Annotated in this window: 14 protein-coding genes; 3 read left to right on the forward strand and 11 right to left on the reverse strand. The window is 65.7% G+C overall.

The features are described 5' to 3' along the window. Positions 1-7 precede the first annotated feature (7 nt). From flgK to flgB, 10 genes are all read right to left on the reverse strand, one after another. Positions 8-1675 (reverse strand): flagellar hook-associated protein FlgK, encoded by a 1668-nt coding sequence (gene flgK, locus RSO41_RS01055; RefSeq protein ID WP_315616924.1) that lies wholly within the window; start codon positions 1673-1675, stop codon positions 8-10. Between the two features lie 120 nt (positions 1676-1795). Continuing rightward, a complete protein-coding gene (gene flgJ, locus RSO41_RS01060; protein ID WP_315616926.1) occupies positions 1796-2779 on the reverse strand; it encodes a flagellar assembly peptidoglycan hydrolase FlgJ in 984 nt (327 codons plus the stop codon). After that, complete coding sequence (locus tag RSO41_RS01065; RefSeq protein WP_315616928.1) at positions 2779-3909, reverse strand: flagellar basal body P-ring protein FlgI; 1131 nt, start codon at positions 3907-3909, stop codon at positions 2779-2781. Before RSO41_RS01065 ends, flgJ begins: the two co-directional genes overlap by 1 nt. A gap of 10 nt (positions 3910-3919) precedes the next feature. Then, the gene (locus tag RSO41_RS01070; RefSeq protein WP_315616931.1) at positions 3920-4609 is read right to left on the reverse strand and encodes a flagellar basal body L-ring protein FlgH; all 690 of its coding nucleotides are present in this window, start codon (positions 4607-4609) and stop codon (positions 3920-3922) included. 49 nt (positions 4610-4658) lie between these two features. Further along, a complete protein-coding gene (gene flgG, locus RSO41_RS01075) occupies positions 4659-5441 on the reverse strand; it encodes a flagellar basal-body rod protein FlgG (protein ID WP_315616933.1) in 783 nt (260 codons plus the stop codon). A gap of 26 nt (positions 5442-5467) precedes the next feature. Further along, the gene (locus RSO41_RS01080) at positions 5468-6229 is read right to left on the reverse strand and encodes a flagellar basal body rod protein FlgF (RefSeq protein WP_315616934.1); all 762 of its coding nucleotides are present in this window, start codon (positions 6227-6229) and stop codon (positions 5468-5470) included. A 17-nt stretch (positions 6230-6246) separates the two neighbouring features. Continuing rightward, on the reverse strand, positions 6247-7515 hold the full coding sequence (gene flgE / locus RSO41_RS01085; RefSeq protein ID WP_315616936.1) for a flagellar hook protein FlgE: 1269 nt from the start codon (positions 7513-7515) through the stop codon (positions 6247-6249). Between the two features lie 44 nt (positions 7516-7559). Continuing rightward, positions 7560-8258, reverse strand: a complete 699-nt coding sequence (gene flgD / locus RSO41_RS01090) for a flagellar hook assembly protein FlgD (RefSeq protein WP_315616938.1) — start codon at positions 8256-8258, stop codon at positions 7560-7562. Positions 8259-8262: 4 nt separating this feature from the next. After that, a complete protein-coding gene (gene flgC / locus RSO41_RS01095) occupies positions 8263-8670 on the reverse strand; it encodes a flagellar basal body rod protein FlgC (RefSeq protein ID WP_315616940.1) in 408 nt (135 codons plus the stop codon). 15 nt (positions 8671-8685) lie between these two features. After that, a complete protein-coding gene (gene flgB, locus RSO41_RS01100) occupies positions 8686-9099 on the reverse strand; it encodes a flagellar basal body rod protein FlgB (RefSeq protein ID WP_315616942.1) in 414 nt (137 codons plus the stop codon). Positions 9100-9231: 132 nt separating this feature from the next. On the opposite strand from flgB, the gene flgA reads away from it, so the two are divergent. From flgA to RSO41_RS01115, 3 genes are all read left to right on the forward strand, one after another. Then, positions 9232-9969 (forward strand): flagellar basal body P-ring formation chaperone FlgA, encoded by a 738-nt coding sequence (gene flgA, locus RSO41_RS01105; protein ID WP_315616944.1) that lies wholly within the window; start codon positions 9232-9234, stop codon positions 9967-9969. 142 nt (positions 9970-10111) lie between these two features. Continuing rightward, on the forward strand, positions 10112-10402 hold the full coding sequence (flgM, locus tag RSO41_RS01110; protein ID WP_315616946.1) for a flagellar biosynthesis anti-sigma factor FlgM: 291 nt from the start codon (positions 10112-10114) through the stop codon (positions 10400-10402). After that, on the forward strand, positions 10399-10848 hold the full coding sequence (locus RSO41_RS01115; RefSeq protein WP_315616948.1) for a flagellar protein FlgN: 450 nt from the start codon (positions 10399-10401) through the stop codon (positions 10846-10848). The genes flgM and RSO41_RS01115 overlap by 4 nt, the downstream gene beginning before the upstream one ends. On the opposite strand, the gene RSO41_RS01120 is transcribed toward RSO41_RS01115, so the two are convergent. Next, the gene (locus RSO41_RS01120) at positions 10849-12588 is read right to left on the reverse strand and encodes a GGDEF domain-containing phosphodiesterase (RefSeq protein ID WP_315616950.1); all 1740 of its coding nucleotides are present in this window, start codon (positions 12586-12588) and stop codon (positions 10849-10851) included. It lies immediately after the preceding gene. Positions 12589-12663: the final 75 nt, after the last annotated feature.

The raw sequence follows: 12663 nt of genomic DNA on the forward strand, positions 1-12663 counted from the left end.
CCCGAAATCAGGCGCGCAGGCCGAGAATGGTATCGATCATCGTCTTGCCGGTTTCGATGACCTTGGCGTTGGCCTGGTAGTACTGCTGGTAGCGGATCAGGTCGGCGGCCTCCTCGTCCAGGTTGACGCCGGACTCGGACTGCCGGGTGGCCTCCAGCTGTTCGGTGAGCCCCTGCCGGGCCTCCAGATTAACCTGGACGACATTGGTGCGATTGCCGACATCGCTGACCATGGCACCATAGGCCCCACTGAGCGAGGCCGAACCGCCGACCACGCTGGCGTCCTGCAGGTCCTGCATGGCCAGGGCGTTCTCGTTGTTGCCGGAACCCCCCGAGGCGCTCGCCGCGGCGATCCGATCCAGATCACCGATCGCCGTCTCCAGGCCACCCGCTGCATTACGCACCGGCTGGACCTCGAAGCTGTCATGCTCGGCCAGCTTGCCGGCGTCATCGAAGGTCAGGGTCACCCCACCGAAACTCAGGGTGGCATCGCGGCCGTCATTATTGGGGTCGTTGAAGGTCACCTCGTCGGCGCCCAGCACCTGGCCGGTGTCACGCCGCCTGACCTCGAAGGCGGGCGGATTGCTCTCGCTGTCGGTGACCTTGACGGTGTAATCGCTGGCACGCAGGCGGTCGATGTTCTCGGTATCGAAACTCGCACCGGTGATTTCGGCCCCGCCCGGATTGTCGGCGGCGGCATAGGTGCGCGGCTGCCCGATCTCGAAGAAGTCGCCGCCGGCCTCGCCATCCAGGTCGACGCCCTCGGCATGCTGCTCGTTGAAGGCCGTCGCCAGCGACACCGCCATCTGGCCGATCTGGTTCTGGGTCTTGTCCAGGGTCTCGGAGCGAAAGCTCATCAGGCCCCCCAGGCTGCCGCCGGTCACGGCGTCCTCTTCCATGGGCACGACATCGCCGCCCGAATTGCGGTACCCGAGCACGGTACGCTGCGGGTCATCGGGTGAGTCGATGGCCTGCAGCTCGAACGACTCGCTCCCGGCCACCAGGGGCTGGCCGTTGGGCAGGCTGACGTTATAGGCCTTGCCGTCCTGGATATCGAGGCGCACGCCCAGCCGCTCGTTGAGCTCGTTGACCAGCTGATCGCGCTGGTTGAGCAGACCATTGGCGGCCTCGCCATCGCGCGCTCGGGCCAGGGAAATTTCGCGATTGATCCCGGCCAGTTGCTCGGTAGTGTTATTGATCTGGGTGACCTCGTCACGGATCTGGCCGTTGACCCCTTCCTGCATGTCACGCAGATAACCGTCGAAGGAACGGAACTGGGCACTCAGGGTATCCGCGCTGCCCAGCACGCCCTGACGGGCGGCAGGGTCGGCGGGGGAACTGGCAAGATCCTCCAGCGAGGAGAAGAATCCCTGCATCAGGGGGGCCAGCCCCGCCTCGCGATCGGCCAGCAGGCTGTCGATCTGCTCCACCTGGTTGCGATAAGTATCCAGGGCACTGGACTCGGAGGTCGCCGCGTTGAGCTGGTCGGCGACATAGCGGTCGAACTGGCGCTGGATGTCGTTGACCTGTACCCCGCCCCCGGTGGACCTCTCGCCGAGGATCACTTCCTCGCGGTTGTAGCCCGGCGTGAAGACGTTGCTGATGTTGTTGCTGGTGGTGCTCAGGGCGTTCTGCGCGGCGTTGAGCCCACTGAGTCCGGTGGAGAAGATGCTCATGTCGGAGATTCCTTGTGCCGATGACACCCTTATCGGCCGATGGGCGTCCGGCTTGAGGCCTGTCTCGGCGTAAAAAGCCGGCTCGTCGTGGCAATCAGGTTCGGCGTGAACGTTGGGCGATCAGCGTTGTGCCAGTCGCGAGCCCCCCAGGGGCCCCAACGTATCCATCACCGCGACCAGCTTGTCGGCATAGGCCGGGTCGGTGGCATAGCCGCCACGCTGCAAGGCGTGGGCGGCCTGGTCAGCCGAGGCGGCCTCGGTGACCCCGGCATAGCGCGGGTTGTCGCCGATCAACCGGGCATAGTCGGTGAAGGCCGCCTCGAAGGAGTCGTAGACGCGGAAGCGATCACGCACCGCCCGGCGTTCGCCGTCGATGACTTCATGGGTGGCGATCTCGGTGGTATCGCCCTGCCAGCCCTCTCCCGCCTTGATGCCGAAGAGGTTATGGCTATTGCCGCCGTCATGCGTGGCGATCTCATGGCGACCCCAGCCGGTCTCCAGGGCGGCCTGGGCGAGGATGAGTTCGGCCGGCACGCCGGAAGCCTCGCTGGCCGCCTGTGCCGGTGCCGCCAGGCGGCCGACGAAATCACGCACATGGGCGGGGCGGTCATCGGCGACGGCGGGCGCCCTGTCCCCGGCGGAAACGGCCTTGACTTCATCGAGGAAGGTCTCGGGCATGCTGACCTCGGGGTCATCCTCCGGCACCAGCGCATCCTCCAGGGGACGCGGTGTGCCGCGTGGAATGCCGGCAATCAGTGCTTCGATGTCCTCGCCCTGGCGCGAGCGAGCGTTGTCGAGCCGGTCGCCCAGCTGGGCGAAGAGCTGCTCGGCCAGCCCGGTGCCACGCTCGGCGATATGCTGGGAGAGCTGCTTGTCCAGCATGGAGGTATAGAAGTCGGTGTCCCGGTCATCGAGCAGCCCCGAGCTCGGCACGGTATCGCGCATGCTCTTCATCATCATCTGCACGAACATCGCCTCGAACTTCCTGGCCGCCCCTTCCAGGCCCTCTTCCGGGGCACGACGAGCGGTATGCTTGAGCCGCTCCAGCCCCTGCACGTCCATGGCGAGGTGTTCGCCGATGTCTTGTCCACCACCCAGGCTCATCAGATGATCTCCAGTTCGGCACGCAACGACCCTGCCGACTTCAGGGCCTCGAGGATCGACATCAGGTCATTGGGCGTGGCGCCCAGGGAATTGAGGGCATCCACCACATCGAGCAGGTTGGCCCCTTCCACGACCTTGAGGGTGCCGGGCTGCTGCTCGATGCTGACCTCGGTATCCTGCACCACCACGGTCTCGCCCTCGGTGAAGGGATTCGGCTGGCTGACGCCATAGTCACTATCGATGACGATGGACAGGTTGCCATGGGCCACCGCGGCCTGATGCAGGGTAACGGCACCATTGAGCACGACGGCCCCGGTGCGCGAATTGAGCACCACCTTGGCCGGCGCCTCGGTGGGGGTGACTTCGAGGTTCTCGACCCGCGCCATGAAGTTGACCCGAGCGTTGGCGTCACCGGGACCGTCCAGGGAGATGATCCGGCCATTCTGCGCCGACGCCACCGAGTAGCCGAATGATCGGTTGATGGCCTCGACCACTCGCTGGGCCGTGCCGAAATCGCTCTGGTCGAGCTGCAGCTCCAGGCGGCCACCGTTGCGGCCCAATGCCAGCGGCACTTCCTTTTCCACCGTGGCGCCATTGGCGATGCGGCCGCCGGCCTGCTGGTTGATCTGTACGCTCGAGCCACCGGCGGAGGCGCCGGCACCACCGACCAGCAGATTGCCCTGGGCGATGGCATAGGTATCGCCATCGGCCCCCTTGAGCGGCGTCATCAACAAGGTGCCGCCACGCAGGCTGTCGGCGTTGCCCACCGAGGAGACCACCACGTCGAAGCGCTGCCCCTGCCGCGCGAAGGCCGGCAGATCGGCGGTCACCATCACCGCCGCCACGTTGCGCAATTGCATGTTGGTGCCGGCGGGCACGGTGATACCCAACTGCGAGAGCATGTTGGTCAGGCTCTGGCCGGTGAAGGGCGCCTGCATGGTCCGATCACCACTGCCATCCAGGCCGACCACCAGCCCATAGCCCACCAGGGCGTTGTCCCGCACGCCGGCGAAACTGGCGATCTCGCGAATGCGCTCCGCCTGGGCCGGCAGGGCGATCAGGCAGGTCAGCACCAGCACTCCCAGTCGGCGCCAACCGAAGAACGTCTTGCGCATGCTACCGAAGCTCATTCTGCCACCACTAGAAAGGCGAAATATTGAGGAAGAAGCGCTGCAACCAGCCCATGTGCTGCGCCTCGTTGATATAGCCATCGCCGACATATTCGATGCGGGCATCGGCCACCGAGGTGGATGGCACGGTATTGTTACCGGTGATCGAGCGCGGATTGACCACACCGCCGAAGCGAATGAACTCGGTGCCCTGATTGATGGCGATCTGTTTCTCGCCTCGGACCCGCAGGTTGCCGTTGGCCATCACCTCGATGACCGTCACCGTGATGGTGCCGGTGAAGGAATTGGTCGCCTCGGCACCACCGCCTCCCTCGAAATCGTTCTCGCCTTCGATGTCGAAGCCGTACTCGGCGAGGGTGTCGAGGGCATCGGGCAGCTCCTCCAGAGACAGGCTGGAGGAGCCGTTGCGGTCAGCGTTGGAACGGGCGTTCTTGCTGGCACTGACCTCCTCGTCCAGAACGATGGTCAGCACGTCACCGACCTGGCGTGGGCGACGGTCCTCGAACAGCGGCTGACTGCCACGGTGGGCCTGGTAGATGGAGCCGTTGGGTATCGGCTGCCGACTCTCGGGGATGTCGACCTTTTCCTGCTCGCCGACCACCGAGGCCCGGGGAATCTGGGCGCAACCGCCCAGCAGCAACGCCACCAACAGCGCCGCGCCCAGCAGCCGACATCCGGCACCCGCCTTCGTCCCCTTCATGTTCGCGCCTCCCGGCCATCGTGCCGCCTGGTCATGGTGTCGTTCTCCGTCACAGCTGGGTGAGACGCGCCAGCATTTCGTCGCTGGTCTGCACTGCCTTGCTGTTGATCTCGTAGGCACGCTGGGTCTGGATCATGCCGACCATTTCCTCGACCACATTGACGTTGGAGGTCTCGACATAGCCCTGGGAGAGACGTCCCGCACCATTCATGCCGGGAATGCCCTCGTTGCGCGGCCCCGAGGCGGTCGTCTCGCGGTAGAGATTGCCGCCGATGCTTTCGAGACCGGTGGGATTGACGAAGCTGGACACGGTGATCTGGCCGACCTCGTTGGTCTCGCTGCTGCCCGGTTCGGTGACCGAGACGATGCCATCCTCGCCGATGCTGACCGACAGGGCGTTCTGGGGAATGATGATCGCCGGCTCCAGCGGATAGCCGTTGGCGGTGACCATCTGGCCGTTTTCGTCCAGTTGAAAGCTGCCGTCGCGGGTATAGGCCGTGGTGCCATCCGGCATGCGAACCTGAAAGAAGCCCTTGCCGTTGATGGCCAGGTCACGGGAGTTCTCGGTGTTCTCGAGCCCGCCCTGGGTGTGCAGTCGCTCGGTGGCTACCGGGCGCACCCCGGTGCCGACCTGCATGCCGGAAGGCAGGCGGTTCTGCACGTCGTTCTGGGCTCCCGGCTGGCGCAGGTTCTGGTAGAGCAGGTCCTCGAACACCGCCCTCGAGCGCTTGAAGCCGTTGGTGTTGACGTTGGCCAGGTTGTTGGAAATGACATCCAGCTTGACCTGCTGGGATTCCAGGCCGGTCTTGGCCGTCCACAATGAGTTGATCATCTCGGGTTCCTCGTGATCCTGTCGCGTCAGCCCTGCAGGGCGAGCAGACTATTGGCGCGTTGGGCGTTCTCGTCGGCGGTTTCGATGGCCTTGGTCTGCAACTCGTAGCGGCGCGCCACGTCGATCATCGACACCATGGCGTCCACGGCACTGACATTGCTGCCCTCCAGGGCACCGCTGACCACACGGGCGCCCTCGTCGGCGGGCAGTGCCGCCACTGCCCCGTCCGCCCCGGGCGGCGTCCGGAAGAGACCATCGACGCCACGCGTCAGCCCATCGTCACCGGGCGTGACCAGCTTGATGCGCCCCACCGCCGCCAGGGCATCGGCCTGCTGCCCGGGCGCGATGGCACTGATCGTGCCGTCGCTGCCCATGGAAAGTTCCGAGCCGAGAGGCACCTGGATCGGGCCGCCGTTCTCGCCGATCACCGGGCGGCCGGCACTGCGCAGCAAGCCGTCACCATCCACCTGCAGGTCGCCGCGCCGCGTGTAGGCCTCGCTGCCATCCGATGCCTGGACGGCCAGCCAGGCATCATCCTGCATGGCGACATCCAGGGTGCGTCCGGTGCGGTTCATCGGCCCCGGCGAGAAGTCCGAGCCGGGGGTGGACGCCGCCACCGAGACCCGGGTGTCCAGTTGGCCATCGCCCTGAACCGGTACCGCGCGCATGGCGTGCAGCTGGGCGCGAAAGCCGGTGGTGGAAACATTCGACAGGTTGTGGCTGACCACCCCCTGCTGTTCCATGCTTTGCCGGGCCCCGCTCATGGCGGTATAGAGCATGCGATCCATGTGTCACTCCGGCGCGATCAGCGCAGGTTGATGGCGGTCTGGAGGACTTCGTCCTGGGTCTTGATGGTCTGGGAGTTGGCCTGATAGGAGCGCTGGGTGACGATCATGTCCACCAGTTCCTGGGCCATGTCCACGTTGGAACTCTCCACGGCACCGGACTGGATGCCGCCCAGCTGGCCGGTACCCGGTGCGCCGATCAGCTCCTGACCGGACGCCGCGGTGGCGGTCCAGGCGTTGTCGCCCACCGGGTCGAGGCCTTCGGGATTGCGGAAGCTGGCCAGGGAAATCTGGCCCGCCGGGCGCGACTGCTCGTTGGTGTAGTTGCGCACGATGGTGCCGTCATCCTCGATGCTGATCCCCACCAGGGAACCGGAGGTGTAGCCGTCCTGGGTCAGATCGCTGGCCCGGGAGGTATTGCCGAACTGGGTGGAGCCGGCAATATCGAGGCTGAAGGCCAACTCTTCGGGCTCACCACCCAGCGGGGTCGACTCTTCGCTTGGCACGGTAATGGTCGGCATGTTGGCCGGATCGCCGGCATCGTTGCCCTCGATGGTGGCGAGCTGCCCGCTATTGTTGAAGGTGAGGGTGAAATCGTTGGCGTCGTCGTAATGGCCGTCCATCGTCACCCGTCCGGTCCAGCTGTTGGCACCGGTCTTCTCATAGTAGACGGTGGCATTGCGCGGGTTGCCGAGGGAATCGTAGGCCGTGAAGTTGTTGGCGTAGTGGTAGTCCAGGGTCTGCTGGTTGTTGGCCGGGTCCGTCACGTCGGTGGTCACGTCGACCTGGTCGAGCTCCTCGCCGGCCGCTTCACGGGAGTCCAGGTTGAGGGTGGTGGCGACGTCCGTGGTGGCATTGGCTGCCATTTCCTCGGCCGACACCTGCAGCACCCCGGGCTGGCCGCCGGTCTGCACCTGGCCTGCGTCATTGACGCCGAAGCCCATCAGGCGCGCGCCCTGGGCATTCTGCAGGTATCCATCCGCGGTCATGGAAAGCTGACCGTTGCGCGAGTAGACCACCTCGCCATTCTGCTGAAAGCGCAGGAATCCCTCGCCGCTGATGCCCAGGTCAAGGTCGCGGCCGGTGGATTCCAGGTTGCCCTCGCCGAAGTCCTGAAGTACTCGAGAGACCTTGGTGCCGAGACCGACCCGAGAGTTGGCATAGACATCCGAGAACAGGGTATCGCTGCCCTTGAAGCCCACGGTCTGGGAGTTGGCGATGTTGTTGCCCAGCACGTCAAGGCTGGAAGAGGCCGCGTTGAGGCCGCTGAGTGCTTGTGAAAAGCCCATGTATGGTTCCCCTTGTCGCTCGCTTGCCGTTATAGAATCTGTCGTTACAGGATCTGCTTGATATCGGACAGGCCGACCCGACCGTAGACGGCCCCCAGGTCGAGCTGGATGTCGCCGTTGTCACCGGACGGCGTGACGCTGTTGACCACGGCATAATTGAGCGTCTCGACCGGTACCGACTCACCCTCGCGGCTGGCCTCGACCGAGACGTTGTAGGCTCCCTCGGCCGCGGTCTCGCCATCGCTGGTCTTGCCGTTCCAGCTGAAGGAATCCACGCCGCTGTCCACCGCACCGACGTCATAGCGATTGATGACCTGGCCGTCGCCGTTGGTAATGGTGACGGTGACGTTGTCGGCGGGGCTCTCCAGCTCGACACCGAAGGGCGTGGTGTTCGCCTCGCCTTCTTCGCCCTGGCTCAGCAGGACGCGGTCACCCGGCACCAGCACGCCCTTGCCGATCAGGCCGGACGCCTGCAGGGACTGGCCAGCGTCGATCTGGCCATTGATCTCGGAGAGGGAGTCGTTGAGCTTCTCGATCCCGCTGACGGTGTTGATCTGGGCAAGCTGGGAGGTGGTCTGATGGTTTTCCATCGGGTTGAGCGGGTCCTGATTCTGCAACTGCGTCACCAGCAGCGTCATGAAATTCTCGCGCAGTTCACCGGACTGGCTGTCGCTCAAGCCCCCGACGCCGGAGCCGCCACTATTGAGCGTATTGATCACGCCCGAGTCTATGGTATTGGCCATGCCGTCAGCCCTCGCCCATGCTCAGTGTCTTGAGCAGCAGTTGCTTGTTGGTATCCATGACCTCGACGTTGGCCTGGTAGGAGCGCGAAGCAGAGATCATGTTGACCATCTCCGCCGCCGGGTCGACGTTGGGCATGTCCACATAGCCCTGATCGTCGGCCAGCGGGTGCTCGGGACGATATTCGCGGCGCAGCGGCGAAGGGTCCTCGACCACCTCCCGCACGCCGACGCCGCCGACACCGGAGCGCGACTGGGCGCGTGTCTCGAACAGCACCTGCTTGGCGTGATAGGCCTCACCCTCGGGGCCGGCCACGCTGTCGGCATTGGCCAGGTTGCTGGCCGTCACGTTCATGCGTTGCGACTGGGCGCTCATCGCCGAGCCGGAAATATCAAATACGGAAAACATCGACATAATGGCCGCTCCTGGTCATTCGGGCTGCATGGCCGATTTCAGGCCCTGGATTCGGCGTCCGATAAAGGTCAGTGCCGCCTGGTAGCGCACGGAGTTGTCGGCGAACTGGGCACGCTCACGATCCATGTCCACGGTATTGCCATCGAGGCTGGGTTGATCGGGCACGCGATACAGCAGATCCCCGCGGGGCAGCGCCGACGCCTGGCCGGCCAGGTGCCGTGACGATGTCTGCTCCAGGGCAAGCCCTTCGCCGCTTCCACCACCCCGTTGCATGGCTCGCTCGAGTGCACTGGTGAAATCCATGTCGCGGGCCTTGTAGCCCGGCGTGTCGGCGTTGGCGATATTGCTGGCCAGGACCTGCTGGCGCTCATGGCGCAACGACAAGGCCTGCTGATGGAAGTTGAAGGCGGCATCGAGCTGATCGATCATCCGGCACTCTCCGGAAAAAGGAATTCGTCGACGTTGGAGAATAGCGACTCCCTTGTCTCTCCAAAGGCGTGAACAACCGACGTTACCGAGGCCATTTCCGCGATTCCCCCGGCGTGCCCGGCGCTAGACTCGATGACCAGGCTCACCGATCCCGACGACGACATGACCCGAACGACACCGGCGACAATGCATGCCTCGATAGCCCTGGCCATCGTCCTGATGGTCGCGAGCCTCGGCGTTCCCCAGGCGCGGGCCGCCGATGAGGCGATGCTGGACAGCGTCCGGCAATTCCTCGAGGCCCAGGCCGCCTCCCTGGGCGATGACATCGAGGTGACGCTGCACCCTCCCGCTGCCAGGTTTCCGGCCTGCCCCTCGCCGAGCCCTTTCCTGCCCAATGCGTCCCGTCCGCCGATCGGCCGTGTCTCGGTGGGCGTCAAGTGCGGCGAGCAGGGGCGACGCACCCGCTTCCTGCAGGCCGAGGTCTCGGTGATCGGCACGCACCTCGAGACCGCCCGGGGCATCGCCGCCGGCGAAACCATCACGCGCGACCACCTGGTGATTCGTCATGGCGACCTGGCACGCCTGCCGCGCCAGGCCCTGCGGGATGCCGAACAGGCCATCGGGCGCGTCGCCATGCGACCGCTGTCCGAGGGGCAGGTACTGCGGGGCTATCAGCTCCGCAAACCACGACTGGTGAATCGAGGGGAGGAGGTCACGCTCGAGGCCCGCGGCAGCGGCTTCCGCGTGACCCGATCGGCCGAAGCACTGGCGCCGGGCGGGCGCGGCGACCGCATCCGCGTACGCCTCGACAACCGCGAGGTCATCGATGCCCGGGTGATCGGCAAACGCCGCCTGGTCGTGGACAACTGATACTGACTTGCCCAGACTGAACGGCATCATCGAGGATGCGCTGAACACATCGGCGAGCGCAGACCGTTTTCAGTTAACGCCTAAAGTTCACGACTCACGCGCCGATAGCCTCCCTATCAGCACCGGTCACGAGGCAACCAGAGTGAAAGTCGACAACCACCAGCCACTGCGCCCCGATCAAACGACGCAGGGCGAACCGGCTCGCAAGGCACAGGATACGCCGCCCGCCCAACGCGCCGGCGACGATCCGGCCACCATGACGCACCTGCGCCATGCCGGCACCGATACGAGTCAGGACATCGATGCCGCCCGCGTGGACGAATTGCGCGATGCCATCCGCGAAGGCCGCCTCGAGATTCGCCCCGAGCGCATCGCCGATGGCCTGATCGCCAGCGTGCAGGATCTGCTGGTCGATGGAGACTCGGAGGCATGAGCCTGACCCGCCTGCTCGACGACCAGCGTGCGCGGCTCGAGACGCTCGCCACCTTTCTGGAAGAGGAACGCGCGCTGTTGCTGGACGGTCAGCCCGATGGCCGCGCCCTGCAGCGCCTGGCCGACGACAAGGCGCGCCTGCATGACACCCTCGAATCGACGGAGGCCAGGCGCGCCGAGGTACAGCAGCGGCTGGGCTATGTGGCGGGTCCCGCGGGGGCTCGGCAGGCCGCCGAGGATGCCGGCTGCCTGCCGCAGTGGGAGGCAACGCTTGACGCGGCGAGGCGGGTCTCACGCCTCAATACCGGTAACGGCCACCTGCTGTCGGTGCGCATGACGCACAACCAGCACACCCTGGATTATATCCACCGCCTCGCCGACCCCGACGTCTATGCCGCCGACGGCCGCGCCGGCTTGCAGACACGCCGCCTGAACGCGCAGGCCTGATCAGGCACGCGCCGCCAACCAGGCCTCCAGTGCCTCGGCCGCCAGCGCTTCACACACCCAATCCCCCTGAACCAGGCCGTTCGCCAGACAACCGGCGACCTCGCATTGCGTCTCGGTCGAAACGCCTGTCACCACGCCTTCGATTCCCAATGTTTCCAGACAGCGTGCCAGCGCTTCGAAGCCACGAGCGGCCGGGGTGTCATGCCGGCGGAGGGCGGCCGCGACGCTCGGCCCGAACGTCACGCGGGACACCGGCAAACTGGCGAGCCGCATGATATCCACAGCCCCCTGACCGACATGACCCACGGCCAGACGCACGCCCAGGGCCGACAGGCGGCGAAAGAGATGCGCGTGTTCGGCGGCCTGGTCGATGAAGGCCCGCTCCTCCAGCTCGAGGCTCAGCCAGCCAAGGTCTGTGGATAAATCACGCAGGGCGACATCCAGCGGGCGATGATCGGTCACCGATTGGTCCAGCGTGGCCGCATCGACGTCGAGCGATACACCGAGGGCCGCCAGCTCGCCCCCCTGGGCTTGCCAGGCCGTGCGCTGCGCCGCCAGGCGATCGAGGGTCCAGCGATCCAGCCATACCGCCTGCCCCATTTCCGCCACGACCGGCAGGAATTCACTCGGCAGCAGCTCGCCCCACTCGGGATGCAGGAGGCGCAACTGGGCCTCGACATCCCGACAGCGGCCCTCATGGGGGGTCAGGCGTGGCTGATAGACGATCCGGAAATACTGCGTCGGCTGGAGAAGAGCGTCCTGCACGAATTCCCGAAACGTCAGGCGTCGTGCCAGCACCGCCCTGAGGGAAGGGTCGAAGAAGGTGTGACTCGCCGGCATCGCGCGCAGCAGCGCGGCCTCGGCACTTTCCAGCAGCCGCTCGATCATGTCGCCATCCTGGGGGTAGATGGCGATACCCGAGGAGAGCGTCAGCAAGGGCGCCTCATGTTCGGCCCGGAAGGGCGCCTCCATGGCCTCCTGGCAGCGCAGCGCGACCATCTGCAGCCCCTCGGGAGACACCGGCTGTTCGATGAGGATGCCCCAGTGGCCCTGACCCAGCCGCGTCAGGCTGTCTTCGCCGCGCAGGGTCTGCACCAGGCGTCGACCGACCTGCTGCTGCAGGGCATCGAAGCCGGCCTCGCCGAACCGCGCGCGCAGCGCCTCGCGATCATCGAGCCGAGAGAGCAATAGCCCGACGCTCTGGTCGAGTCGATCGGCACGCTCCAGCGCATGTTGAAGGCGGTCCTCGAACAGCCAGACACTGGCCATTCCATCGAGGGGGTCATGAAAGCGGTGCGACGCCCCGGAGGCAGAGTGCGGTGCCTCATCACGCGGGTCGATGAAGGTCCACAGGGTCGCTGCACCCTCCCGACGCGATGACAGGCGTGTCTCGGACATCAAGACGCCTCGCCTGCCCCCTGCTTCAGGGTCGCCGATCTGAACTCGCTGCCAGGCGCCGGCCCGGGACTCGGGGGTGAACCATGAAGGCTCCAGTGCCTGACGATGCACGAGGGTCGTACCGACATGGCCCGTCACCTGGTCGAGCGACCAGCCTGACAGCACGCAAAAGCCTGCGTTGGCCCACAGCACGCGATATCGCCCGTCCAGCAGGACAATGCCCGCCGCCGTGTCGGACGCCGCCAGCATCGGCCATCGAACGGCCGGATGGTGGACCACCTCGGCACCGAGGCCCTTGTCCACGACGCCGTCCTGCGCCGCGTCATCCCTTTCGTCCGCCATGGCATCCGTCCCGAAGTCCCTGTCACCCTCACTGTAAGATCTTTCGGCCGAATGCGCCGTATCTTGAGGCGGGGA

It is taken from the genome of Halomonas sp. I1 (assembly GCF_032334135.1).
GTDB lineage: Bacteria > Pseudomonadota > Gammaproteobacteria > Pseudomonadales > Halomonadaceae > Halomonas.

What these genes read in the sequence shown, in the direction of transcription:
- flgK (WP_315616924.1), bottom strand. Translation starts at nt 1,675, where the DNA reads ATGAGCATCTTCTCCACCGGACTCAGTGGGCTCAACGCCGCGCAGAAC.
- flgJ (WP_315616926.1), bottom strand. Translation starts at nt 2,779, where the DNA reads ATGAGCCTGGGTGGTGGACAAGACATCGGCGAACACCTCGCCATGGAC.
- RSO41_RS01065 (WP_315616928.1), bottom strand. Translation starts at nt 3,909, where the DNA reads ATGAGCTTCGGTAGCATGCGCAAGACGTTCTTCGGTTGGCGCCGACTG.
- RSO41_RS01070 (WP_315616931.1), bottom strand. Translation starts at nt 4,609, where the DNA reads ATGAAGGGGACGAAGGCGGGTGCCGGATGTCGGCTGCTGGGCGCGGCG.
- flgG (WP_315616933.1), bottom strand. Translation starts at nt 5,441, where the DNA reads ATGATCAACTCATTGTGGACGGCCAAGACCGGCCTGGAATCCCAGCAG.
- RSO41_RS01080 (WP_315616934.1), bottom strand. Translation starts at nt 6,229, where the DNA reads ATGGATCGCATGCTCTATACCGCCATGAGCGGGGCCCGGCAAAGCATG.
- flgE (WP_315616936.1), bottom strand. Translation starts at nt 7,515, where the DNA reads ATGGGCTTTTCACAAGCACTCAGCGGCCTCAACGCGGCCTCTTCCAGC.
- flgD (WP_315616938.1), bottom strand. Translation starts at nt 8,258, where the DNA reads ATGGCCAATACCATAGACTCGGGCGTGATCAATACGCTCAATAGTGGC.
- flgC (WP_315616940.1), bottom strand. Translation starts at nt 8,670, where the DNA reads ATGTCGATGTTTTCCGTATTTGATATTTCCGGCTCGGCGATGAGCGCC.
- flgB (WP_315616942.1), bottom strand. Translation starts at nt 9,099, where the DNA reads ATGATCGATCAGCTCGATGCCGCCTTCAACTTCCATCAGCAGGCCTTG.
- flgA (WP_315616944.1), top strand. Translation starts at nt 9,232, where the DNA reads ATGACCAGGCTCACCGATCCCGACGACGACATGACCCGAACGACACCG.
- RSO41_RS01115 (WP_315616948.1), top strand. Translation starts at nt 10,399, where the DNA reads ATGAGCCTGACCCGCCTGCTCGACGACCAGCGTGCGCGGCTCGAGACG.
- RSO41_RS01120 (WP_315616950.1), bottom strand. Translation starts at nt 12,588, where the DNA reads ATGGCGGACGAAAGGGATGACGCGGCGCAGGACGGCGTCGTGGACAAG.